Below are 23,892 nucleotides of genomic sequence, written 5' to 3'. Positions count from 1 at the left end.
ATCACAATCTTTCCAGCCTCTGGGAACAGACCTGTCTATCCTTGTTTAAAAAGGAAACGACGCATTGACACATTAAGCACAAGCCCGACGAGACAGAAGTTCACCAGGGTTGCGCTTCCCCCATAACTAATGAATGGAAGAGGGATACCAACCACTGGCATAAGCCCGAGGACCATACCCGTATTTATAAGGATTTGCCAGAAGAAATAGAAGAACACGCCTGCCGCAAGATAGCTTCCGAAGAGACCTCTGGCGTCCCGTGCAATGAGCACCATTTGATAGAGAAAAAAACAGAATAGTGACAAAAGTAACATAGTCCCGGCAAAGCCCCATTCTTCACCGAAAACGGCCACTGCAAAGTCAGTGTGCCTTTCCGGCAAAAACCGGAGCTGCGACTGGGTTCCCTCAAGAAACCCCTTCCCCCAGAAACCTCCGGACCCAATCGCTATTTCGGATTGAATAATATGATATCCAGCTCCAAGCGGATCGGTCGTGGGGTCCAAAAAGGTCATGATGCGCTGTTTCTGGTAATCGTGCAGAAAGAACCACGACATCGGAAGTGTCGCGGGTATCAGAAAAAGCGCAGTCTTGAAAACTCGCGGTGTCACACCACGATACAGAATCATTCCGCCAAGAATCATAATAATGGAAAGACCGGAACCGAGGTCCGGTTGCTTAATGATCAACCCAGCCAGGACCATGCCCACAAAGAGAACATAAATTAGCCGCAGAAAATCAAGAGGCTCTCTCTCCTTGGAGAGGATTCGCGCGCCAATGATCAAAATCGAAATTTTGGCAAGTTCACTTGGCTGGAAATTCATGAAACCGAGATCAAGCCACCGTTTCGCACCGTAAATGGTCTTTCCTGCAAAGAACACCGCGACCAGCAACAAAACTGTTACCCAAAAAAGCGGCCACGCAATGGTTTTGAGATGGCGATAATCAAAGAACATGAAAACAACCATGCCCAGAAGTCCCATCAGCCCCCAAATCAACTGTTTGTTGAAATAGGGAGCGATACTCATGCCCTCTTCCAACCTGTACCCACTGGCAGAATACAGATTGAGCGCTCCAAGCAGGAACAGAATGACGGCCACGCCCAGGAGTGGCCAGTTAATATAGAAAAGAAGCCGTCTATCAATTGGCATGAGCCTTCCTCACGGAACTGCGTGTCAGCAAGCGGGCAGCCCTGGCCTTGGCTTTCATAGCTTCAGGCTTTTTGCGAACCTTGTTCAGAAAAAGATAATCAATGACAGCCTTGACAATGGGACCAGCCCCGGACCCACCATGCAGACCATGTTCTACCAGGGCAACAATGGCAAAACGTCTGCCATCCTTTTCTGCGGTTGCGGCCATCCAGGCATGATCACGAAATTTATACGGAATCTCGTCGTCTTTGAGTTCCTTGAGATCATCCGTCAATCGCACAACCTGGGCAGTCCCCGTCTTGCCACCGACCACGACCCCTTTTGTTCGAATCCTGCGACACGTCCCATGAACGTCATCCACTGTCCTCACAAGAGCACGATGAAGCAGGCCGAGCTGCGTATTCGTCAGCGGTATTTGCCCTTGGACCACAGTTTTCTCGTCCTTGACCAATAACGGTTTGAGCAACTTCCCGCCGTTGAGAAGACTGGAGAAAAAGCGCACGACCTGAAGCGGGGTCACCAGGGTATACCCCTGCCCAATGGCCATATTGAGATTATCGCCGCCCTGCCATCCTTCGCCGAACCGTTTTCGCTTCCATTTGTCAGTGGGAATGATACCAGACTTCTCATGTGGCAATCGAATACCGGTTTTCTGCCCGAAACCACATGCCTTGGCAAATTCGCTCATATGATCCACGCCGATCTTTTTACCCATCTTGTAAAAATAGACGTCACAGGATTCAACCAAAGCCCGCTCCATGTTGACATGTCCATGGCCACCTTTTTTCCAGCAGCGGAAAACGTGCCTACCGAGCTTGACCGACCCCGAGCAATGAACCGTTTCTTCCGGATCAATCTCTCCGAAGTGCAGACCGGCACCGGCCACCACATGCTTGAACACCGAACCGGGAGGATAGATAGATTGAATGACCCGATTTTGCATGGGGTGAAGCGGATCATCACGGAGAGTAGCCCATTGAGCCGAGGAAAGACCTGATGCAAAGTCATTGGAATTATAGGAAGGCGCAGTTGCCAAAGCCCAAAGTTGCCCCGTATCCGCATCCATGACCGCCACGGCACCGGCCTCTTCATCCAACCAATCCATGGCGAGCTTCTGCAATTCAAGATCAATGGACAAGGAAATTTCATGCCCGGCTCTGGGGTGTTTCAGAACCCGCTCCTTCAGCCGTCGGCCATTGACATCCACTTCGAACTGCGTCAGCCCTTTGGCGCCGCGCATACGATCCTCAAGCATCAGCTCAATCCCCTGCTTCCCGACATAATCACCAAGGGCAAGCTCAGGCCTTTTTTCCATTTCTTCTTCATTGGCTTCCGCCACATATCCGAGCACATGCGCCAACAACTTCCCATAACGATACTGCCGCCTGGGCCGAACCTGGATTTCCAATCCCGGCCAACGAAGGCGGTTGGCGTCGATGAGGGCCAGTTGGTGAAATGAGAGATCCGGTATGAGAATCAGCGGCTCAAACTGTTTTACGCGTGGACGCTTTTTTACGTAAATGGCTTTGAGGTCATCAAATTTTTCTCCGGTCCACATGGCAACCTGATGCAGAGTCTTGTCAATATCATGGCAATCTTCACGGACAAGCCCCAGAGCATATGCCGGTTCGTTAACGGCCAACAAGTCTCCATTGCGATCACGGATCAACCCACGAGGCGAAAAAACAGCCTCCTGACGCAATTGGTTTTCCTTGGCTTTGAGCGCATACTCCTCACCACGATGGATTTGCAGGTACCACAGACGAATGGAAAAAAGGCAAAAAAGCCCGAGGATCAACGCTTGAAGAAGAATAAGCCCTGATCGAGGCGGCTGCTGATCGGATTGATTATAAAGGTTTGACATCCTGCCTCAGTCTTTTGGGGTACAGCCAATCAGCCAACAGCCATATGACCGGAAAAATCAAGACCTGCAACGCGCCCTCAATCATGACACTATGCATGGGAACCGCCATGTTTGCCAACCGGGTGAGACTATAGGAAAGGATGATATGCAGACAGCCCAAGCCCAATCCAAGCAAACACATGAAAAGAATGGAACGCCTCTCGAAAAGCCATCGCCCAAGGATGTAAAAGACAAAAAGCAAACCATACCACGCGACCCCGTACCCAAATGGCAGATTCCCCATACCCTCCAGCAAGAGAATCCAGAGACAGGCCAACCAGAGAGTTCGATGTCCACTCTGCTCCTGGAGAGAAAGAACTATACCTGATGCAAAGAAATCAATGCCGGGCACGTATTTCTGTGCCCAGACACCCACGATGGTATATCCAGTCCACCAAAGAAAAGCGAGAAGACTACCTGATTGCAGCACTGCTCTCTGCCTCCCCCTGTTGAATGGATTCCGACCTGACCGCAGGTGAAAAATCAACAGGAGCACGGCGCAGGAGCACGACTTCTTCCAACTTCGCCACATTGACCAACGGTTCAGCTTCTATGGTCAGGAAAAGCGAGATATCAGACCTCTGGACCTTGGTCACTCGAGCAACCGGCAAGCCTTTGGGAAAAATACCGGATAAACCGGATGAAAGCAGAATCTCTCCCGGATCGATTATCGCATTGAGATTGACAAAACGGAGCCGGAGCGGCTCTCCATAGCCCATGCCTGTCAACATGCCCGGCGAGCGGTTGCTCTCGCCGATAACAGCGATGTGACTGTTGGCATCCGTGAGCAGAAGCACAGTGGAAGTGAGAGCTCCGGTATTGAGAATACGTCCGGCAATCCCCTCAAGGGAAACCACCGGCATATCGGGTTCGACAGAGTTGACGCTCCCCTTGTCCACTGTCAACGTTGCCAACACCCCAGCCGGTCCCATGCGATGCGCAATGACCCGCGCTCCACTGAAGTTCCAGTTTTGAGGCGGCACAAAGTCAAGCATCTTCTCCAGACGGGTTGCGGACCGGGCCTGCGAGCCAAGGAGCATGCTCTTCCTTTGAAGCCGGGCATTTTCCGCTGTCAACTCGTCGTTCCTCTGCTTGAGGCCGACAAGATAGATATACCGCTCCCAAAACCCCACAACCTGCTCATTCGCCCAGATGCCTGGGCGAAGGATAAAGCCGGAGATATCGAGACCGGTATAACTGGAAAGGGCGTCCAAATGCCCGGTGCGCAGGTTCCAGGTGTACATGAAGAGGTACACGAAGAGCCCCGCGACGATCACGACGGCGATCTTTTTGGGCTTTTTCACGCTGGTACCTAATCCGTGGTGATATCCTTGTAGAGATCAATGTTGTCCAATGCCTTGCCGGAACCGAGCACGACAGCCGTGAGCGGATCTTCAACAACGGTAATCGGCAACTGAGTCTCGTGTTGCAGAAGCTGATCCAGCCCCTTAAGCAACGCGCCACCACCAGTGAGAACGATACCACGGTCAACAATGTCGGCAGCCAGCTCGGGCGGAGTCTGCTCCAGTGCTATACGCACTCCCTGCACAATGCCTTCCACCTGCTCGCTAATGGCCTCGCGGACCTCTTCGGCAGTGATGGGACGATTCTGCGGGATACCGGTCACGAGATCACGACCTTTGACTTCCATGATCGGTTCTTCATCACCCAACGGGTATGCGGAACCAATATGAATCTTGATCTGCTCGGCAGTGGACTCACCGATAAGCATGTTATACTTACGTTTGACATGCTGCATGATCGCCTCGTCCATTTTGTCTCCACCGATACGAACAGATCGAGCGTAAACAATACCGGACAAAGAGATAACCGCGATTTCGGTGGTGCCACCCCCGATATCAACGATCATGTTTGAGGTCGGTTCAGTAATGGGCAGATTGGCCCCAATGGCAGCGGCCATCGGCTCCTCGATGAGGTAGACCTCTCTGGCTCCTGCAGACTGGGCAGATTCCCTGACCGCGCGTTTTTCCACCTGGGTGATCCCGGTAGGCACGCAAATCATGATACGAGGTCGCACCAGACGACGAGAGTTGTGAACCTTGGAAATAAAATGCCGCAACATGGCCTCGGTGACCTCGAAGTCGGCGATAACGCCGTCCTTCATGGGTCGAATGGCGACGATGTTTCCCGGTGTACGACCAAGCATCTTCTTGGCCTCAGCCCCCACTGCGAGGACTGCTTTTCCGCCGCGGGAATCTTTTTTCACCGCGACCACGGACGGTTCTGACAGCATGACGCCTTTACCTTTGACATAGACCAGCGTGTTTGCTGTCCCAAGATCAATGGCGAGGTCATTCGAGAAAGAACCTATAATTCTGTTGAGCAGGTTACCCATTTACCCCCCGTTCCATTCGAAATTCATTCAGTATACGATACAAAATTCTATGCGTCCAAGCGACTTCCCAATGCCCCGGAAGTACGCTAGCGTGTAATTTCAGTTGAAGATGAGTACCAAATGTAACCGCACCAGGCAATACGCTGGACACTGTTTGAGCATATTTTCTCGACTTTTTCTAAAAATATCATGCCACGCTACTTCTCACTCTCCGCATATACCCGTCAAAGACACGGCCAACGCGTCCAGAAAATCCCTCTGGACGCAGGATACTCATGCCCGAACAGAGACGGCACGCTTTCAACCGAAGGATGCATTTTCTGTAACCCCAAAGGATCTGGCTCCGGCTTCGGCAACGAAGGTATGAGTATTCCCGAACAATGGCAATTCTGGAGAGACATTCACACTCGGAAAAACGGATTATCTCTGTTCACGGCTTACCTACAATCGTATTCCAATACCCACGGTCCCTTGGCGAAGCTCGCCGGCACTTGCGCCCAGTTACGCGGACTGCCTGGCTTGACATCACTGAGCCTGGGCACCCGCCCGGACTGTCTTGATGATGACAAGCTTAACCTCCTTGCCGAACAAAAGGAATATCTCGGGCTTTCCGAAGTCATGCTTGAACTCGGCCTCCAGTCTGCTTCGGACGAAACCCTGACCCATATCAACCGAGGACATGACGCCTGCGCCTTTGCCGAAGCAACACACGCGGCAGCCAGTCGCGGCCTCAAGGTCGTGGCCCATGTCATTGCAGGATTGCCCACTGTTTTTGGGCGCGAAGGCCGAGCCGAGCTTCTCGCTTCCGTGCGCATGCTCAACAGCTTGCCTATTCACGGCATCAAATTTCACAACCTTTACGTCTGTCGTGGAACCGGCCTTGAACGACTGTATAACGAAGGGAACTACACTCCGCTCACCCAACACGAATATCTCTCTCAGCTTTCGGACGCCCTCATGCTTCTCAAGCCGACCACAGTCATTCACAGACTCAACGGTAATCCTTCCCAGGGAGAACTGGTAGCCCCTGACTGGGCAGCCAACATGCGCGGACTCCATAATGCAGTCCGAAACCATTTTATGATGGACAATGTCTGGCAGGGCAAAAACAATGGAGCAGAAGCCGGACCACCGGAATGGTTTTCCCCCGATTACACACTCAATCCCGCATGATCCCTTCTGCTCGGACTGACACTGAGAAGGGAACCGCATCCCCCCTCATTGAGCATATTGAAGCCCCGCCACTGGCATTGTCCCTTCACTGGAATGACGGATTGATAAGTGCCATTGACATCATGTGGAGTGCATCTGTGAAGGAATCTCCGACACTGAGCCGCGAGGGGAGCCTTCTCAAAGAAGCCCTGCTTCGGTATGTCGCGGGCGAAGTTCCCCTCTGGCCACATCTTCCCCTGGACTTTTCCGCCCTGACCCCCTTTCAACGGGCGGTTCTCGATGCTTTGGCGCTCGTTCGACACGGCACTCTTACCACCTATGGAGAACTTGCCGCCACGGTGGGCAGTCCCGGCGGCGCGCAGGCAGTGGGCGGAGTCATGGGGCGCAATCCGTTTCCTCTGCTTTATCCCTGCCACCGGGTGGTCGGAAGCAATGGGGCGTTGACCGGTTTCAGCGCCACAGGCGGGCTGGAAATGAAGGCTTTTCTTCTAAAGCATGAAGGTGGAGCGGAACTGCTTAAGAAGAAAGAGCCACCAATCAGGCAGCCCTCTCTTTTCGATTATATCACCAAGACATGATTATTGCGTGAGCCGCTGGGCCAACTTGACCGCTGCAATGGCATCGGTGGACCAGCCATCCGCGCCAATTGCATTGCAGAATTTTTCCGTGACAACGGCTCCGCCGATGATCACCTTGGTATCCATGCCACGCTCTCTGACAAGATTGACGGTATCCTCCATGCGAACCATGGTGGTTGTCATGAGGGCGGAAAGACCGATGACGGATGCTTTATTTTCGATCGCGGCCTCGACAATAACCTCGGCCTTGACATCCTTGCCGAGGTCGACGACCTCGAAACCGTAATTCTTCAACATCAGACAGACGATGTTCTTGCCGATATCGTGAATATCACCTTCGACTGTCGCCATGACAATAACAGGCTTGGCTCCTGCGGTTTCATCTTCTTCCAAAAGCGGCTTGAGCCTGGCAAAGGCAGTCTGCATTGTTTCGGCAGACCGAAGCAATTGCGGCAGGAAATATTCCTTGCGCTCATACTTTTCACCCACAGCCAGGATGCCGGGGATCAAAAGGTCGTTGACAACAGCCATGGCAGCCTTGCCTGCGTCCAACTCTTTTTCCACCAAAGCGACAATAACATCCTTGTCACCTTTGATCACGGCCGCCTGTACCGGGGGCAGCCCTCCGGTATCATCCCCTGTCTTGGCAGCTGGGGCGGCCTGGGAACCTTCCCCTCCTGTCCAGTCAGTGAATTTCCCTATATACCGCTCGGCCTGCGGGTCACGATTCAATAACACTTCGGTCGTGTGCAACGCCTCTTGAAGGCGGGCCGAGTTCGGGTTGGCAATGAACGAACACAGCCCGGACGCCATGGAAAGGGAAAGAAATGTGGAATTGAGAAGTTCTCGTGCAGGGAGTCCGAAGGAGATATTGGACAATCCAATAGTTGTGACAAGCCCCCATTCATCGCGGCAATGGCGCATGACATCCAGCGAATGGCGAGCCGCTTCCGGCTTGGAGGAAACCGTGAGCGCGAGCGCATCCACCATGATCAGTCGTCTTGGGATACCGAGCCTATCGGCCTCCTTGAGCAGTCCTTCGATTACCACCAACCGCTCGCTGGCAGTCACCGGAAGCTTGCTACCAACAATGGGCAGCAAGATAAAAGGAGCACCAAACAGTTTACATAAGGGGCCAAGCTCTTCCATCTTACCGGATTCCCCGGAGATGGAATTAACCAGAGGCGAACCGGGATACACCCACAGCCCGGCCTCTATCGCAGCAGAATCATTGGAATCAATGGACAAGGGGGTAGGAAACCGACCGGACAATGTCTTGACCAAATCGGGCAACAGCACAGTCTCGTCCACCATGGGTGCTCCCACGTTGACATCAAGCACCGGCGCTCCGAGATCAACCTGTTCGGAAGCAAAACGCAATGCCTCGGAGAATATCCCCTCCTGCAATTCGCCTGTCAGGAGCTTCTTGCCAGTGGGATTGATCCGCTCACCGATGATAACACCGGGATGGTCAAACCCAATGGGAACGGACACAGCTCGTGAGGTCAACACCAACTGGGCATTGTCAGTTTTCCGTGGACGCACCCAGGAGGCATCACCGACTCTGGCGCGAAGCGCGCGAATATGATCCGGCGTGGTGCCGCAACACCCCCCGATAAATTTGGCACCAAGATCAACAAACCGACAGGCCTGTTCGGCAAACGGATCAGGTGGAAGGCGAAAGGATGTGTTTCCATCATCATCCAACTCCGGCAATCCGGCATTGGCCTCGGCAAAGGTGGGTGTTTCAAGTCGAGGCGCCCATGAACGCAACGTCTCCTGCATCTGCTCCGGACCGGCCGAACAATTAGTCCCGATGAGTTCAACCCCCATATTCTGCATGGTATCGACAAAGGTCAGGGGAGAAGTTCCTGTCAGCGACGCCGTCCCTTCAAAGGTCATGGACAAGGCAACAGGCAGGTCGCAGACCAGTCGTGCCGCGACAACCACAGCCTTGGCTTCAGCCAAATCGAAATGCGTCTCACCGAGGATCAGATCGGCACCACCGTCCACACAACCTTTGATCTGCTCCTTGAAAATTTCGACCATTTCACGGAAGGTCAGATCGCCCAACGGCTCGACAAAATGTCCTGTAGGGCCTATCGAAGCAGCGACAAAAGCTTTTTCTCCCGCAACCTGACGAGCAATCTCCGTCATCGTCCGGTTCAGCTTATACGGGTCCACAGCCGAACCAAGTTTCGGCCGAGATCCGCCGAACGTATTCGTGGTCAGAACATCGGCACCAGCATCCAGATAATCCTGATGAACAGAACGGATGATATCGGGAGCCTCAAGCCCCCAAAGCTCGGGAGAAAGTCCGGCTGGCAACCCTCTGCCCTGCAATAGGGTGCCATAGCCACCATCGAAAAAATAGACCTTGTCATCACGAAGAATTGACCTGAAATCGGGCACGTTACTCTCCTGAAACGCCCTTGACGGGCTGTTTAATTCGTATATCAAGATATTCAAATATAGTCTTTGACGACCTTAAAATCAAGTACTTTTCACAGAGGCCGATTGACAACCTCTTGACGATGAGCAGTTTCCTGCACAACCTTGCACAGAGGGAAAAACATTGAAAAGTAAAAACAAAAACTATAATGTCAGTTTCTTATTCTTATAATTAGTATTGAAGCGGGTACCAAAATTACCCGACAAATAAAAGCATGCCATCTACCGAGAAAAAAACAGCCAAACACACTGAAGTAGTGGAACCGGAGATCATGGATTCCGAACTCGACAAAACGGACTCCGATGAACCGGAGCTTGACGACGCAGTCCTCGCAGACCTGGAAGCCGAGTCAAAGAAATCCCGCCCCCCGGCCAAAATTGCGCCCGTGGAAAAAAGGCTTCCCGCCTTTCAGTCCCAGACATCCAAGGAAGTCAGGGTCCGCGATCCCCTGCAGCTCTATCTCAAGGAGATAGCCCGTTTCCCGATGCTGGAGCCAGAGGAAGAGTACGCTCTCGCCAAACGGGTTCAGGACGAGAACGATCAGGATGCGGCTTTCAAGCTCGTCTCTTCACACCTGCGCCTCGTGGTCAAGATTGCCATGGATTTCCAGCGACGCTGGATGCAAAACGCCCTGGACCTGATTCAGGAGGGCAATGTGGGGTTACTCAAGGCAGTGACCAAATTCGACCCCGAAAAAGGCATCAAGTTTTCATACTACGCCGCCTTCTGGGTCAAGGCATACATCCTGAAATACATCATGGACAACTGGCGCATGGTCAAGGTGGGCACCACCCAGACTCAGCGCAAGCTGTTCTATAATCTGAACAAGGAACGCCAGCGCCTCCAGACCATGGGATTCGACCCCACCACAGAGGCGCTCAGCAAATCGCTTGGAGTCAGTGAAACTGAAATCGAAGAGATGGACCAGAGGCTCTCGAAAAATGACATGTCGCTCAACACGCCACTCGGAGAAGATTCCGATGCGACCAAGATGGATTTTCTCCCTTCCCTTGGACCGGGAGTTGAGGATACCATCGCCAGCGATCAGCTTGTGGAACTCCTTTTGGAGAACATCAAGGCGATCCGACCGAAACTGAATGAAAAGGAACTGGCTATTCTTGATGACCGTTTGCTCTCCGAAGACCCGATTACCTTGCGGGAGATAGGAGAACGGTTCGAGGTGACCAGAGAGCGTGTGCGCCAAATTGAGGCACGCCTGCTCGCCAAAATACGCGAGTTCATGACTGACAAGGTCAAGGACTTCTCCAAGGACTGGGTGCTGGAGCACGACTAGGAACAGGAACCCATATGCCACACATGACACACCGTTTGCCCGCCAACACTGTTTTGGCCGCTACAATGATCACCCTCGCCCTCTTGGGCCTGACCGCATGTTCAACACGGACCAGGGCTCCGTTGCCGTCGCCACGTCCGCTGTCAGAGAGTGCGGAACTGGATTACGATTACCTGGTCTATCAAGATCAATTGCAACGCCTGCAACGCCACGAAGCCGATGCCAAGGGCAACAAGATCTCACAAAAGGAAATTGCCAAAATCAAAGCTCGTGCAGAGGCAGCCCTGAATAATCTGCTGAAAGCGACTCCGACTCCACAGCTCTACCTGGAAAAAGCGGGATTGTTCTGGAATGATCCAAGTGGAGCCACTCGTTCACGCATGGCTCTCAAAGAAGGTCTGGCCCAATTCCCGGACAATCAGATCCTGACCATTTATCTGGCCAATTCATATATTGTCGACAATGAAGCCGATGCTGCCATTGATGTCATGAGCCAATACCTGAAACGGCACCCGAACGACATCCCGGCACGTGAACGGTTGGGACAGATGTTGATGGATGCGGGCAAGGACGCTGAAGCGCTCGATCAACTCAAAGCCATACCGGATGCCAAACGCACGGCAGACACATTCTATGCCATGGGACGAGTACAGGGCAACCTGGAGATGCGTAAAGCCGCCATCAACAACCTGCGTAAAGCTGTCGCCATGGACCCGGATTTTACTGAAGCCATGGTAGAACTGGCCTACCAGTATGACATGATCAAAGACTATGTCGCGGCCGAAAAGACATATACAAGCATTCTCGCCAACGGCGACCCGTTCCCCGAAGTACGTTTGCGTTTGATTAACGTTAACCTCAAACTGAACAACCCGGATCGTGCGTTGACCATGGCCTTGGAAGGTCCCCAGTCCAAAAGCTTTATCCTTGATGCAGCACTCATGTTCATCAATGACAAATTCTATGCCCAGGGTTCAACCGTACTGGATATGCTGACCAGCGACGGAGAGATCCCCGCTGAATACTTCTTCAACAAAGCGGTCATAGCCAACGAAGGTGAAAACGATCAGGAAAAGGCTCTGGCCTACCTCGCCAAAGTCAAGGAGAACGACCGCCTTTATCCGCACGCACTCCGCTTTCAAGCTCAACTTTACCATGCGCAAGGTCAGGAAGAAAAAGCTTTTGCCGTTGTCAGGAAGGCAAAAGCACTCTATCCGGATGGTCCTATCTTCTACATTATCGAATCCAGCTTCTTTGAAAGTCAGGGAAATTGGACCGCAGCTGAAAAAGTTCTCAAAGAAGGCCTGAAGCGCATGGCGGACAACCCCAATCTCAATTACACGCTGGCGATGATCTATGATCAGGTAGGGCGACGTTCCGAGGGGCTGGAACTCTTGGAGGCAATTCTTCACGATCACCCGGACCATACCGGAGCACTCAACTCTGTAGGGTACATGCTTGCAGATGAGAACCTGGATCTGGACCGCGCCCTTGTTCTGGTACAGAAGGCAGCGATGCTGGAACCGGACAACCCCTACATCCTCGATTCCGTAGCCTGGGTCTTTTTCAAGATGAACCGACTTGATGAAGCATGGGAGAATATCCGCTTTGCTGTGGATATCATGGACAGTGATCCCACCATCTGGGAACATTACGGGGATATTGCCAGCGCCATGGGCAAAGTCAAATCAGCCGGCAGAGCCTACAATTTATCCTTGAAGTACAATTCCAAATACAGCGACAGGATCAAGAAGAAACTCAACGCGCTATGATCACTGCAAGGCGCACATTGTCGCAGACCGCGCTTTCCGTGGTCATGCTCCTTCTGGTACTCGCTCCCGGTTGCACACCCAAGCGAGTCACAGGGGCTTCGGAAGCCTTGCCGGAATCGACATGGCAGGCATTCAGACAGCAGTATTGCGTCCCGACCAAGGCTTCCGGCATACAGGTCAAAGCCTCTTTGTATTATACACGATTCACCCCTGTCCGGCGCACCAACCGGACAGTTCTCTCGCTCTGGGGGAATTTCGAGGGCCCCATGCGGATGGATGTCGCCGCAGGCATCGGCAAGATTCTGGCCCATATCCGAGAAGATGACAAAGGCCTGCTTGTCTTCTACCCCACTGAAAACAGAGCTTACGCCCACGCGAACCCGATGCTCGGTGCGACCAGCCTGGGGATGCCGTTCCCATTTTCCCTGTCCCAATTGGGCCATGTTATCATGGGAGACTTCTCTGAGCTGATACCCAAAGAATATCTTCAGGTGCTCCCAGTCGAGAACGGCTTCACCTATACCTTCCATGGGGAAAACACATCCAGTCTCACCCTGAGCATGACAGGACAACCGATTATACTTGAGGGGAAGACCCTCAATGGGTATGAGTCAGCTCGTGCATGGAAACTTGAGATCGACCGCTATGAAAATAACGCGGCCAAAGTTCCTCTTCCTTCCAGAATGGTACTGGGTATGGACGACGGAGAAAAAGGAGTCTTGCGCATAAAGACTCGAGAGCTTAAGGTGAAACCATGGCCGAAAAAGGCCACCAAACTGGTACTTCCGGCTGATATTCTTTTTCGTCGCCTGGATTATGGTTCCAACCGTTTGGATGAAAAAGATATTCCTGCCCCATATGAGGATAAATAATGAGTGAGACGACACAAGGGAACGAAACGGTTCTGGAAGTTTTTCTGCTGGGATTGAAAACCTGGACCGCTGAAGTCAAATGGCTTGGCAAATCTGTTCTGACGCGTTTCGAGATCAGTAGACTTGAAAAAGAACTCAATCGGGAATATGGCATCCTCGGACGACTCGCCGAGTCGCCGAGAGGGAAGAAGGACGAGAAGGAACTCAGCCTCAGGCAGATTGATTTTCTCAAGGAAGAAATCGAAACCCTGAGAACTGAGCTGGCACTCGACAGGGAAGAACGGATGTCCGCGCTCCGCAAGGATCAGGACTAACATCAGGGGAAATCCAATATGAGCAAAACCATTGTCATCGGCTCGGATCATGGGGGCTTCAATCTCAAGAAAGTTCTTATAGAAGCACTTCAGGACTGGGGATACACTGTAGAAGACGAAGGCCCGGACTGCCTCGACTCCTGCGATTACCCTCTGTTCGCGGCCAAGGTCGTGGACAAGATCAAGGCGGACAACGAAAAACTTGGCGTGCTCATTTGCGGAACAGGCCAGGGCATGACCATGACCGCCAACCGCATGGGAGTCCGAGCGGCTCTGTGCACCAACGAATTTCTCGCCCGGATGTCGCGCGAGCACAATGATGCTCGCATCCTCTGTCTGGGAGAACGAGTCACCGGCCAAGGTGTTGCGCTGGGGATTCTCAAGGCATTTTTGGAAACGGACTTCGGTGGCGACCGGCATCAGCGGCGCATCGACCTCATTGACACTGTCTCCAAATAAAAAACTTTAAAAAGGGTACTACAATGAGCAATCAGACGGAAAAGACTATCGCCGTGGTCAAGGGACTGATCATGGACGGCGTTGCCAAGGCCAATTCGGGTCATCCCGGCGGCGCAATGTCCTCCGCCGACTACGCCACCATCCTGTATTCCGAGTTCCTGAACTTCAACCCCGACGACTCGAAGTGGTTCAACCGTGACCGCTTCATCCTGTCCGCGGGGCATGAATCCATGCTACTCTATAGCCTGCTGCACCTCAACGGCTTCATTTCCATTGAGGACATCCAGAATTTCAGACAGCTCGGCTCTCTGACCCCCGGACACCCCGAAGTGCACCTAACTCCAGGCGTCGAGGCCACGACCGGCCCTCTGGGACAGGGCTTCAGCATGTCTGTGGGCTTTGCCGCGGCAGAAGCATACCTGCGGGAAAAACTGGGAAGTGACGTTGTGGACCATTATACATACGTCCTCTCCTCCGATGGAGATCTTCAGGAACCGATCGCCCTGGGCGCTGCTTCTCTGGCCGGTCTCTGGGGACTTGGCAAGATCATCGCCTACTACGACTCCAACAAGATTCAGCTGGCCGGGCCTACCTGCAATTCCGACTGCACAGACCACAAGAAAGTCTTTGAAGGCATGTGTTGGCACGTCATTGAAGTGGATGGCCACAATCATGACGAGATTCGCGCCGCCATCAAGGCCGGACAGCAGGAGACTTCAAAACCGACCCTGATCATCGGTCACACGACCATGGCCAAGGGCTGCGCCACCATGGAAGGCAGCCACAAGACCCATGGTGAACCGCTCAAAGCCGATGAAATCGCTGCAACCAAAAAGAAACTCGGCCTGCCTGCCGATGATTTCCATGTCCCAGCCGATGTGCTCGAATCCTACCGCGCCCGATTTGACAGCATGCGCAAAAAAGCCGCTGACTGGCAGACCGTGGTCGATGCCAAGCTTTCCGAAGCCGATTTTGCCGAGATGTGGGGCCACGTCACCAAACCGCGTCCCGAGCTTGAAATAGCCTGGCCTGAATTCACTCCCGGTGAAACCATGGCCACCCGTCAGGCCTGGGGCAAGTGCCTTGATGCGGTCATGGATTCTCTACCGACCCTGGTCGGCGGTTCCGCAGACCTCGACCCTTCCAACCAGACTCTGAACTTCCGTACCACTTACGGTGACTTTGCCGTCGACGGCTATGCTTCCCGCAACCTCGCCTTCGGCGTCCGCGAGTTCCCCATGGCCGCCATCATGAACGGGATGCAACTGCATGGCGGTCTGCTGCCGTTCGGAGCGACATTCCTGACCTTCTCCGATTACTGCCGCAACGCCATTCGCATGTCCTCCCTGCAAGAATTGCCTGTGTTGTACGTCTTCACTCACGATTCCTTCTGGGTCGGCGAAGACGGTCCGACCCACCAGCCTATCGAGCATGTCAGCTCCCTGCGTCTGATCCCGGACCTCATTGACCTGCGGCCCGCTGATGCACAGGAAACAGCAGTATGCCTGGATATAGCTCTCAAACAGGAAAAGCATCCCTCGGTCATATTCCTGACCCGCCAAGGGCTGCCTGTGATGGACCCGGCCGAGTACCCGGCAGTTATCGACGGACCTCGCAAAGGCGGCTACATTCTCAAGGATTGCGAAGGCACCCCGGAACTGATCCTTATCGCTTCCGGCTCCGAGGTCTCTCTGGCCCTGGAAACGGCCAAGCTCTTCAAACGCAAGGTCCGCGTGGTTTCCATGCCCTCTGCCAAGCTGTTTGACGATCAACCCGATTCATATAAGAATGCAGTTCTGCCGCCTGAAGTGACTTCTCGTGCCGCAGCCGAAGCCGGCCGCACCGACTACTGGTACAAGTATGTCGGCCTTGGCGGAGTCGTGCTCGGCGTGGATCACTTCGGTGCCAGCGCACCCGGCAAGATTTTATCAGATAAATATGGCTTCACTCCCGAGAACTTTGCCAGCATGATCCGCCAGAAATACTAGGAGTTATTTGACTATGCATACGGAAGCACCCCAGAAGAACCTTGCCCTCGACCTTGTTCGCGTCACCGAAGCCGCGGCTCTTGCCTGCGCTCGATGGCTCGGCAAGGGAGACAAGATCTCCGCAGACCAGGCCGCCGTGGATGCCATGCGCCTGTGCTTCAACACGCTTGAAATTGATGGCAAGGTCATGATCGGTGAGGGCGAAAAAGACGACGCCCCCATGCTCTTCAACGGCGAAAGCCTCGGACTGGGTAACGGTCCCAAGGTTGACATAGCCGTGGACCCCCTTGAAGGCACGAACCTGCTCGCTTTCGGACGCCCCAACGCCATTTCGGTTGTCGGCGTTGCTCCGGCAGGCGCCATGTTTGATCCAGGCCCGAGTTTCTACATGCAGAAACTGGTGGTTCCGGCCCAGGCAAAGGATGTCGTCGATATCGAAGCCCCCACCGGACACAACCTCAAATTGATAGCCCGCGCCCTGGATAAGGATGTGGACGATCTGGTCGTGTTTGTTCTGGATAAGCCCCGCCACAAGAAACTTATCAGTGAAATCCGCGAAGCCGGAGCGCGCATCCAGTTGCACACTGATGGCGATGTGACAGGCTCCCTCATGGCCATTGATCCCCGAAGCGAAGTCGATGTCATGATGGGAACGGGCGGCACTCCTGAAGGTGTGCTTTCTGCCACTGCCATCCGTATCATGGGTGGAGAGATGTTCGCCAAGCTCGACCCGCAGAAACAGGACGAGAAGAATGCCCTTGCCGAATATGGCATGGACGTTCGCCGAGTCCTGACCGTCAACGATCTGGTCAAGAGCGAGGACCTTTTCTTCGCGGCAACCGGGATATCCGGCGGAACCTTCCTCAAGGGCGTTGCTTATCACGGCCATGGTGCAGAGACATCATCTCTGGTCATGCGGGGCAAGACTGGCACTATTCGTTACGTGGAAGCCATCCATAATTGGGATGCACTGATGAAATTCTCGGCAGTTGAATACGACTAACCCCTGAAGATTATAGACTTCAAAGGCCGGAACCGGATGGTTTCGGCCTTTTCATTGCTCTGCCTCATTTCCCCTGATCCTCCAGATAATCGGGCAGAGCAATGGATATTTTCTCAACAGAGAAGCTGTGATACTCTTGCCACAAAGGAGGTTCTCATGACTGGAAACAAGCGCAAAAGCACACGAGTCGATGCCGGGTTTGAAGCCTATGTGACCGTGGGGGATGTTGTCATCCCGGTCGCCACCAAAAATATCAGCCTTAAAGGAGCACTGCTCGAAGGATGCGATGACTGCCTCGTAGGGACCAAGGCCGAACTGCATATTCCGCTTTCACCGGCTGTTCGCATCGTGACAGAGGGAGAAATCCTCCGAGCAGCCAACAATGAAACAGCCATGATTTTCAGTGAAATGGATGAGTTGAGCTTTACTTTCCTCCATAGACTCGTACAGCTCAACACCAAAGACCCGGACGCAGTGAATGAGGAACTCATGGAAATTTTCGAAAAACTTTAGCCCGAATGCCCTTTCACAGGAGGAAGAGAGCGAGAGGAAACTGAGCCTTGATCGTGCCCCAGGATCAGGGTTCCCATCACGATGAGAAATCCTCCGACGAAAGTCCAGACATCCGGTATTTCACCAAGAAAGGAAGCTCCCCAAAAAGCTGCGAACACAATCTCGAGACATGTCACGGCACTGATACGAGCCGCACTTTCCAGAGCATACCCCTTGGTCATGAAATATTGTCCTGCGTTCATGAAGAAAGCGACTCCAAGCATCATGATGAATTCGAGTCCGGTAGGAAATACCCAATCATGCGAAAGGAAAGGCGATACCATCGTAATAATCAAGGGAGGATAGACCATGACCACGGCAGGGTGCTCAGTCTTTGCCAGAGAGCGCACTGTCAAGATAGCCAAGGAGATCAACCCCACTCCAGCCAGAGCAACCCATACCCCCACAGTATCAAGATTTGCTTCGCTCATACCGAAGAGAAAATCGGGACGACAGACCACAATCACTCCGAGCATACTGCCCGCCATAGCGAAAAGGCTCATGAGACCAAGCCGCTCCCCAAGAAATATCCATGCCAACAAAGCCACTGCTACTGGATGCGTAAAGAGAATGACAATGGCATCCGCCAGCGGTAAATGAACTATTGCATAAAATTCCGCAAACAAGGCGAGAAAACCAACCACCCCCCGTGTCGCGAGAAGAAACCGTCGCGCCCCCAGCATACCTACCCCGGCTCGCCGCACGACCATCCAACAGAACCCTATGCCAATCACTCCGCGCACGAACAGTATTTCGCTCGTGGGCAGTCTGACTCCAGCCAGTTTTATACAAAGGGAGCCGATGGAAAACAAAAATGTTCCCAACAGCATGGAACGCATTCCCGAAGAGAGAAAACAACTCATGCAAAACATGTAGGCCCGGTTTTTTCTGCTGACAAGCACATTCTCTGCGGGACACACGAATCGACCCTGCACTGAAATCAACGGGGTATCCAGAAGGAAGAGGACGCGTTTATTGACGTTCTTCTCCCCCATATACAACACGCTCCCCATAGAAACTCACGTTTGGAGGACAATTTCTGCTATTCATTCCACCCTTTTTGTTGCTACAAATAGGAGAATAGCAACACACTACAAAGGGACGGAATGGCTCAACTCCAATCGATAATATTCGCCAAAACTCGACACCTGGCAAAAAAGGCACAGGCGCTCGCAGAGCCTTCTTTCTTTCCGGCAACAGCCGTACCGGGTCTCGATTTCTGGCTCAAGGTCGCCGACGCCCTGGGAAAATATATTCAAACGAATTTCAAGACTGAAATCGACCAGGCAGCGTTACAGATTGCCCACTCCCTTGGGACATCCGTTCTCGCTCCCTTGGCGATCTGGCATTCAGAGGCAGAAGGGACAAAACACCTCTCCCCTGCCGAATGCATAGCTGTCCTCAAAGCATTTCGTCACGCTTCCCTCACACTCCTGAACGAAACTGACCTCACTGAAAAGACACAGGTACACCGGCTGTTCGACACCCTTGAACTCGAAGTCTGCCGCACGGCAACATGGCCTCCCGACAAGACCATCTCCCATGGTTCCTGTTCGACTGATCGCATTCCGGCCTGTGAGAACCGATTCCTGTCACTCTTCAAAAGCCTCGCTGAAGCCGTCTTCTTCCTTGACTCCGAGCATCGTATCGAATGCTTGAATCAAGCGGCCATGGGACTTCTGTGGAACATTGAACCTGATCCATCCCTTCAAGGGGCGACATCGTTGCCGGACATCTCCTCTGCCCCCTTGCTTGCGGAGACCCTCCCATGGTTGGAAAAGGCGTTGCAGAACTCGGCTCCTTTCTTGAAACAGGAACATCACTTGAGCTGCATTGTTGAATCCGAGGAAAAATCACGATACTTCAGCATCACGATTTCACGTCAGGAGCCATCAAACCCACAGTCCGCCCTGACTCTCATAGTCGATGACATTACCGGGAGTGTGGAGACGCAGATACAGCTCGCCCGTGAGAGAAGCCTGTCCTCGAATTATCTCGATGTTGTCGGAACGATTGTCGTTGGACTGGACCCTTCAGGCACGGTGATGCTCATCAACAGAACAGGCTGCGAAACTCTCGGCTACGAAAAAAATGATTTGGTGGGCCACAATTGGTATAAAACCATGGTTCCCGAATCAAACAGAAAGATCATTTACGATTCGATCTCCGCGATCTTCGAATCCGGAGAAGACAACGACGATGAATATACCAATATCATTATCACCAAATCAGGGGAGCATCGTCTCATTGCCTGGAAAAACCGACTGCTTCGAAATGAAGAGGGCGCACCAGTCGCCATTCTGTGCTCGGGGACAGACATCACCAGGCAGCGCAAGACCGAAGAGGCTCTGGCCGAAAAGGAACTCTGGCTTCGAAACACCTTTGTGGCCTTGGGTGAGGCTGTTCTCATCGTCTCGCCGGAAAACATCGTTATCGACACAAATCCGGCAGCCGAAACCGTCTTTCAAATGCCCAGAGAAGACATCTGTGGCAAGTCTGCTGACAACCTGCATATTGATACCGCCCATGCTGATGAATTTCGACAACTGACAAAAGAAGCATTCGAACGCGGAGAATCAGCGACCTTCGAATTTTCCATGCGTCGCAAAAACAATCAGACCTTCCCCACTGAACATTCCGTGTCGCTGATTACCGGAGACGATGGGACTGTTCTCGGTGAAGTCAACGCACTGCGGGATATCAGCAATCGCAAAAAGGCAGAGCGGGTACTTCAGGAAAGTGAAGACAAATTTCGTCGCATCTTCGAGACCATAGAAGAAGGATTCATCGTAACCGACATGGATGGAATCATTCAGATGGTCAACCCTGCCACCTGCAACCTGCTGGGGTATGAAGAAGTCGATCTCATCGGCCACAATATGGTCATGCTGTATGCCAACCTGGATGATCGAGCGCGACTGCGGCAATCCCTTCTGGCCAAAGGGCATGTGCATGGATTCCATCTGACCGCAGTTCGCAAGGACGGAACACACATTGTCATTGAGAGCAATACCCACCTGGTCCATGACAAGGAAGGTATCCCTTTTGCCTTTGAAGGAACGTTTCGCGATATTACGGCACGCATTGAAGCGGACCGGGTTCTCAGAGAAAGAGAAAAGCAATATCGGGCGTTTTTTGAAAACAACCATGCTGTCATGCTTCTGGAAGATCCCAAGACCGGAGATATCATTGATGCAAATCCGGCGGCCAGTGAATTCTACGGGTACGATATCGAGACGATGCGCACCATGAATATGAGCCAGATAATCGCTCTGACTGAAGCCGAGGTCTATCGTGAAATGCATAATGCGCACAGTCAAGGGCGGTCCCACTTCATCTTCAAGCATCGTCTGGAAAACAAGGAAATCCGCGATGTGGAAGTCTACTCCGGGCCGATCATGGTCCGAGGAAATCAACTGCTTTATTCTGTCATCCACGATGTGACCACCCGCATACGCCTTGAAAAAGATATGACGCGCATGGCAACCACGGACGCACTGACTGGAGCGAGCAACCGACACCGTTTTTTTCTGCTCGCCGCAGCCGAATTGAAACGAGCCAAACGATACAAACGTCCCTTGGCCGTTCTGATGCTGGATATCGATTATTTCAAATCGATCAACGATACCTATGGACACCAGGCGGGCGACGCCGTTCTCAAAGCCATGGCCGCCCTGACCATGGCCAACTTGCGGGAAACAGATGTTTTCGGCCGACTCGGAGGTGAAGAATTCGCCGTCCTGCTCCCGGAAACAGACCAGGAGAATGCCCTGATTGCCGCCGAAAGACTCCGGGAAGATCTCGGACAACTAAAGGTCGTGGTCAACGAACAGGAAATCCATTTTACAGTCTCCATCGGACTCTCCCTGGCCCATAAAAGAGACAAGATCATAGAAGAGACCCTTTACAGAGCGGATGAGGCACTTTACAAAGCCAAGCGAGGTGGGCGAAACCGGATTGAATTCGGCACTGCCACCCGGTCGTGAAAAGAGTCCCGTCTCTCTTCTCAAGGCACGGGAAAAGCCTCTTGATTCCCTTTGATAACCCTTCTCATCAGCTGGTTTTTCCTTGAAAAAACCTTGACGTTTTCCGAGGGGTTTGGAATATGGTTCTAAGTTTTACGTGATGATTTTCACAATTAACACAAGCAAGGCTTGCAAAATTGAAAGTTCCCTGAGCCCAAAGGTCTGAGGTACTTCTCGATTTTGTTGGCTTTTATGGACAGATAATGACATTGGAAACCAAGCTTGCCGAGCGCAAGGAAGAGTTGTCGGAAAAGTGGGCAGACCTGATCCTTCAGACCTACCCGAAAGAAACCCAGAAAATCTGGGGTCGACAAAAAGATCGTTTCCAGAATCCGGTGGGCGCGGCAATTGTCGAGGCCACCAGGGAACTCCTTGAGCTTATCATTCAATGGCAGGATGCCGACAAGATAGCTGCCGAACTGGATAGGCTCATCCGTATCCGAAGCGTGCAGGATTTTACTCCGTCCCAGGCCATCAGTTTTGTCTTTCTGCTGAAAAAACTTTTTCGCGACGAGTTCTTCAGCACCATGAAAGCGGATGGGGCCCTTGAGGACCTGCTCAGATTTGAAGCCAAGATAGACAACTTGGCCATGATGTCCTTCGACATCTATTCCAAAGGTCGCGAACAAATATTCCGGCTGCGCGTGGATGAGGTGAAACGCGCCCAGAGCAGTCTGCTCAGAAAAGCCGGACTCGTTGCGGACGTTACGGTCGAACCTTCGACCGATTAAGGGCGTGCCGAGGGATGTGATGATTTGAGGAGAGTCGGACGCACGAGCGATTCGCGAGCCGGGGGCATTTTCGGCACCGAAGACGCATCGCCGACCAGACAACTTTTCGCTGATCACAGATTCCCACGGCCCGCACCAAAAGTGGCAGGCCTTCCGGCGTGAGAACCGGCAGGTCCAACCTTCAAGCGAGGTGACGGTAGATGAATGCGCTTTACTCACTTCTGTTCGTCTTTCTCCTGGTGTTGATCCCGTTGTTCGGGGTTGATGCAGCACATCTGAGGACTTTCTTCGGTGTCTGTATCCCCTCAACGGCGTTCATCATCTTTGTCATTGGCTTTATAACTAAAGTCATCAACTGGGGGCGGAGTCCTGTTCCTTTCCGTATCCCCACAACCGGTGGTCAGTTCAAATCCTTTGATACCACCATGTTCAAGCAGAACAAGTTCGACTGTCCTCAGACCGGCGCTCAGACCTTTGTGCGCATGGTCCTGGAAGTTTTTGCTTTCCGCTCCTTGTTCCGCAACACTCAGGTGTCACTGCACGATACCAAGAGTGGACCGGTCGTGGCGTACAAATCCAGCAAATGGCTCTGGCTCTTTGCAATTGTCTTCCACTATTCCTTTTTCATTGTGGCACTGCGCCACCTCCGCCTGTTCCTCGAACCCGTGCCCTTCTTCGTGAACGGACTGGAATTCGTGGACGGCATCCTGCAAATAGGCGCGCCCGCCATGTACCTGGCCGACTGTGGTCTCGTCATCGGCGTGATCCTGTTGCTTGGCCGCAGACTCATTGATGCCAAGATCAATTACCTCTCGTATGTCTCAGACTTCTTCCCGCTGTTCCTGATCCTGGCCGTCGCCCTGTCGGGCATCTACATGCGTTATTACGCCAAAGTTGATGTCATCGCCATCAAGGAGCTGACCATGGGACTGGTGACGTTTCATTTCGTCGTTCCGGAAACCATTGGTGTCTCCTTCTTCGTTCACGTCTTCCTTGTCAGCGTCCTCATGGCGTACTTCCCGTTCAGCAAATTGATGCACTTTCCCGGTGTCTTCATGTCCCCCACAAGGAACCTGCCGAACGATACCCGCGCCAAGCATCACGTGAACCCCTGGAATGACCCCAACATCAAGCCCCACACCTACGCTGATTACGAAAAAGAATTCGGCGTGCCCATGGCCGAGGCCGGATTGCCTCTGGATAATCCGGAAAATGGCGTGGCCCCAGAGGAAAAGGCTTAGGGTTCACCATACAGGTGAGACTTCTTTATCT

General features: G+C 52.8%; 20 protein-coding genes. 13 read left to right on the top strand and 7 right to left on the bottom strand.

Features of this window, described 5'->3' with window-relative positions; genetic code table 11:
• Positions 1-35 precede the first annotated feature (35 nt).
• The 5 genes from rodA to BN4_RS12635 are packed head-to-tail and all read right to left on the bottom strand — an operon-like array spanning position 36 to position 5,407.
• Positions 36-1,148, bottom strand: a complete 1,113-nt coding sequence (rodA, locus tag BN4_RS12655; RefSeq protein WP_015415800.1) for a rod shape-determining protein RodA — start codon at positions 1,146-1,148, stop codon at positions 36-38.
• Positions 1,138-3,012 (bottom strand): penicillin-binding protein 2, encoded by a 1,875-nt coding sequence (gene mrdA, locus BN4_RS12650; protein WP_015415799.1) that lies wholly within the window; start codon positions 3,010-3,012, stop codon positions 1,138-1,140. The genes rodA and mrdA overlap by 11 nt, the downstream gene beginning before the upstream one ends.
• Positions 2,996-3,481, bottom strand: a complete 486-nt coding sequence (locus BN4_RS12645; RefSeq protein WP_015415798.1) for a hypothetical protein — start codon at positions 3,479-3,481, stop codon at positions 2,996-2,998. The genes mrdA and BN4_RS12645 overlap by 17 nt, the downstream gene beginning before the upstream one ends.
• The gene (gene mreC, locus BN4_RS12640; RefSeq protein WP_015415797.1) at positions 3,465-4,355 is read right to left on the bottom strand and encodes a rod shape-determining protein MreC; all 891 of its coding nucleotides are present in this window, start codon (positions 4,353-4,355) and stop codon (positions 3,465-3,467) included. The genes BN4_RS12645 and mreC overlap by 17 nt, the downstream gene beginning before the upstream one ends.
• Before the next feature lie 8 nt (positions 4,356-4,363).
• On the bottom strand, positions 4,364-5,407 hold the full coding sequence (locus BN4_RS12635) for a rod shape-determining protein (protein ID WP_015415796.1): 1,044 nt from the start codon (positions 5,405-5,407) through the stop codon (positions 4,364-4,366).
• Positions 5,408-5,596: 189 nt separating this feature from the next.
• Between BN4_RS12635 and BN4_RS12630 the strand changes: the two genes are divergently transcribed.
• Positions 5,597-6,580, top strand: coding sequence for a TIGR01212 family radical SAM protein (locus BN4_RS12630; RefSeq protein ID WP_015415795.1), 984 nt, complete (start codon positions 5,597-5,599; stop codon positions 6,578-6,580).
• A 137-nt stretch (positions 6,581-6,717) separates the two neighbouring features.
• The gene (locus BN4_RS12625) at positions 6,718-7,158 is read left to right on the top strand and encodes a methylated-DNA--[protein]-cysteine S-methyltransferase (RefSeq protein ID WP_231856538.1); all 441 of its coding nucleotides are present in this window, start codon (positions 6,718-6,720) and stop codon (positions 7,156-7,158) included.
• Here BN4_RS12625 and BN4_RS12620 read toward each other — a convergent pair whose 3' ends face one another.
• On the bottom strand, positions 7,159-9,570 hold the full coding sequence (locus BN4_RS12620; protein WP_015415793.1) for a homocysteine S-methyltransferase family protein: 2,412 nt from the start codon (positions 9,568-9,570) through the stop codon (positions 7,159-7,161).
• Between the two features lie 254 nt (positions 9,571-9,824).
• Between BN4_RS12620 and BN4_RS12615 the strand changes: the two genes are divergently transcribed.
• From BN4_RS12615 to BN4_RS12580, 8 genes are all read left to right on the top strand, one after another.
• Positions 9,825-10,904 (top strand): sigma-70 family RNA polymerase sigma factor, encoded by a 1,080-nt coding sequence (locus BN4_RS12615; protein WP_015415792.1) that lies wholly within the window; start codon positions 9,825-9,827, stop codon positions 10,902-10,904.
• A 14-nt stretch (positions 10,905-10,918) separates the two neighbouring features.
• Positions 10,919-12,676: a tetratricopeptide repeat protein gene (locus BN4_RS12610; RefSeq protein WP_015415791.1), complete on the top strand. Its 1,758-nt coding sequence runs from the start codon at positions 10,919-10,921 to the stop codon at positions 12,674-12,676.
• Positions 12,673-13,548 (top strand): hypothetical protein, encoded by an 876-nt coding sequence (locus BN4_RS17275; RefSeq protein WP_015415790.1) that lies wholly within the window; start codon positions 12,673-12,675, stop codon positions 13,546-13,548. Before BN4_RS12610 ends, BN4_RS17275 begins: the two co-directional genes overlap by 4 nt.
• Positions 13,548-13,862: a hypothetical protein gene (locus BN4_RS12600; protein ID WP_015415789.1), complete on the top strand. Its 315-nt coding sequence runs from the start codon at positions 13,548-13,550 to the stop codon at positions 13,860-13,862. Before BN4_RS17275 ends, BN4_RS12600 begins: the two co-directional genes overlap by 1 nt.
• Positions 13,863-13,880: 18 nt before the next feature.
• On the top strand, positions 13,881-14,321 hold the full coding sequence (rpiB, locus tag BN4_RS12595) for a ribose 5-phosphate isomerase B (protein WP_015415788.1): 441 nt from the start codon (positions 13,881-13,883) through the stop codon (positions 14,319-14,321).
• Positions 14,322-14,344: 23 nt separating this feature from the next.
• Positions 14,345-16,309: a transketolase gene (tkt, locus tag BN4_RS12590; RefSeq protein WP_015415787.1), complete on the top strand. Its 1,965-nt coding sequence runs from the start codon at positions 14,345-14,347 to the stop codon at positions 16,307-16,309.
• A gap of 13 nt (positions 16,310-16,322) precedes the next feature.
• Complete coding sequence (glpX, locus tag BN4_RS12585; protein ID WP_015415786.1) at positions 16,323-17,312, top strand: class II fructose-bisphosphatase; 990 nt, start codon at positions 16,323-16,325, stop codon at positions 17,310-17,312.
• A 156-nt stretch (positions 17,313-17,468) separates the two neighbouring features.
• Positions 17,469-17,825, top strand: a complete 357-nt coding sequence (locus BN4_RS12580) for a PilZ domain-containing protein (protein ID WP_015415785.1) — start codon at positions 17,469-17,471, stop codon at positions 17,823-17,825.
• Here BN4_RS12580 and BN4_RS12575 read toward each other — a convergent pair.
• The gene (locus tag BN4_RS12575) at positions 17,822-18,859 is read right to left on the bottom strand and encodes a DMT family transporter (protein ID WP_231856537.1); all 1,038 of its coding nucleotides are present in this window, start codon (positions 18,857-18,859) and stop codon (positions 17,822-17,824) included. The two genes, BN4_RS12580 and BN4_RS12575, sit on opposite strands and share 4 nt — an antisense overlap.
• 111 nt (positions 18,860-18,970) lie before the next feature.
• Here BN4_RS12575 and BN4_RS12570 point away from each other — a divergent pair, with 111 nt between their 5' ends.
• From BN4_RS12570 to dsrM, 3 genes are all read left to right on the top strand, one after another.
• The gene (locus BN4_RS12570; protein ID WP_015415783.1) at positions 18,971-21,850 is read left to right on the top strand and encodes a PAS domain S-box protein; all 2,880 of its coding nucleotides are present in this window, start codon (positions 18,971-18,973) and stop codon (positions 21,848-21,850) included.
• 242 nt (positions 21,851-22,092) lie between these two features.
• Complete coding sequence (locus tag BN4_RS12565) at positions 22,093-22,620, top strand: RsbRD N-terminal domain-containing protein (protein ID WP_015415782.1); 528 nt, start codon at positions 22,093-22,095, stop codon at positions 22,618-22,620.
• A 200-nt stretch (positions 22,621-22,820) separates the two neighbouring features.
• Positions 22,821-23,861: a sulfate reduction electron transfer complex DsrMKJOP subunit DsrM gene (gene dsrM, locus BN4_RS12560; protein ID WP_015415781.1), complete on the top strand. Its 1,041-nt coding sequence runs from the start codon at positions 22,821-22,823 to the stop codon at positions 23,859-23,861.
• The last annotated feature ends 31 nt before the right edge of the window (positions 23,862-23,892 follow it).

This window comes from Pseudodesulfovibrio piezophilus C1TLV30 (assembly GCF_000341895.1).
Taxonomy (GTDB): domain Bacteria; phylum Desulfobacterota; class Desulfovibrionia; order Desulfovibrionales; family Desulfovibrionaceae; genus Pseudodesulfovibrio; species Pseudodesulfovibrio piezophilus.
This window is presented reverse-complemented; position numbering and strand designations above follow the sequence as displayed.

What these genes read in the sequence shown, in the direction of transcription:
- rodA (WP_015415800.1), bottom strand. Translation starts at nt 1,148, where the DNA reads ATGCCAATTGATAGACGGCTTCTTTTCTATATTAACTGGCCACTCCTG.
- mrdA (WP_015415799.1), bottom strand. Translation starts at nt 3,012, where the DNA reads ATGTCAAACCTTTATAATCAATCCGATCAGCAGCCGCCTCGATCAGGG.
- BN4_RS12635 (WP_015415796.1), bottom strand. Translation starts at nt 5,407, where the DNA reads ATGGGTAACCTGCTCAACAGAATTATAGGTTCTTTCTCGAATGACCTC.
- BN4_RS12630 (WP_015415795.1), top strand. Translation starts at nt 5,597, where the DNA reads ATGCCACGCTACTTCTCACTCTCCGCATATACCCGTCAAAGACACGGC.
- BN4_RS12615 (WP_015415792.1), top strand. Translation starts at nt 9,825, where the DNA reads ATGCCATCTACCGAGAAAAAAACAGCCAAACACACTGAAGTAGTGGAA.
- BN4_RS12610 (WP_015415791.1), top strand. Translation starts at nt 10,919, where the DNA reads ATGCCACACATGACACACCGTTTGCCCGCCAACACTGTTTTGGCCGCT.
- BN4_RS17275 (WP_015415790.1), top strand. Translation starts at nt 12,673, where the DNA reads ATGATCACTGCAAGGCGCACATTGTCGCAGACCGCGCTTTCCGTGGTC.
- BN4_RS12600 (WP_015415789.1), top strand. Translation starts at nt 13,548, where the DNA reads ATGAGTGAGACGACACAAGGGAACGAAACGGTTCTGGAAGTTTTTCTG.
- rpiB (WP_015415788.1), top strand. Translation starts at nt 13,881, where the DNA reads ATGAGCAAAACCATTGTCATCGGCTCGGATCATGGGGGCTTCAATCTC.
- tkt (WP_015415787.1), top strand. Translation starts at nt 14,345, where the DNA reads ATGAGCAATCAGACGGAAAAGACTATCGCCGTGGTCAAGGGACTGATC.
- glpX (WP_015415786.1), top strand. Translation starts at nt 16,323, where the DNA reads ATGCATACGGAAGCACCCCAGAAGAACCTTGCCCTCGACCTTGTTCGC.
- BN4_RS12580 (WP_015415785.1), top strand. Translation starts at nt 17,469, where the DNA reads ATGACTGGAAACAAGCGCAAAAGCACACGAGTCGATGCCGGGTTTGAA.
- BN4_RS12575 (WP_231856537.1), bottom strand. Translation starts at nt 18,859, where the DNA reads ATGGGGGAGAAGAACGTCAATAAACGCGTCCTCTTCCTTCTGGATACC.
- BN4_RS12570 (WP_015415783.1), top strand. Translation starts at nt 18,971, where the DNA reads ATGGCTCAACTCCAATCGATAATATTCGCCAAAACTCGACACCTGGCA.
- BN4_RS12565 (WP_015415782.1), top strand. Translation starts at nt 22,093, where the DNA reads ATGACATTGGAAACCAAGCTTGCCGAGCGCAAGGAAGAGTTGTCGGAA.
- dsrM (WP_015415781.1), top strand. Translation starts at nt 22,821, where the DNA reads ATGAATGCGCTTTACTCACTTCTGTTCGTCTTTCTCCTGGTGTTGATC.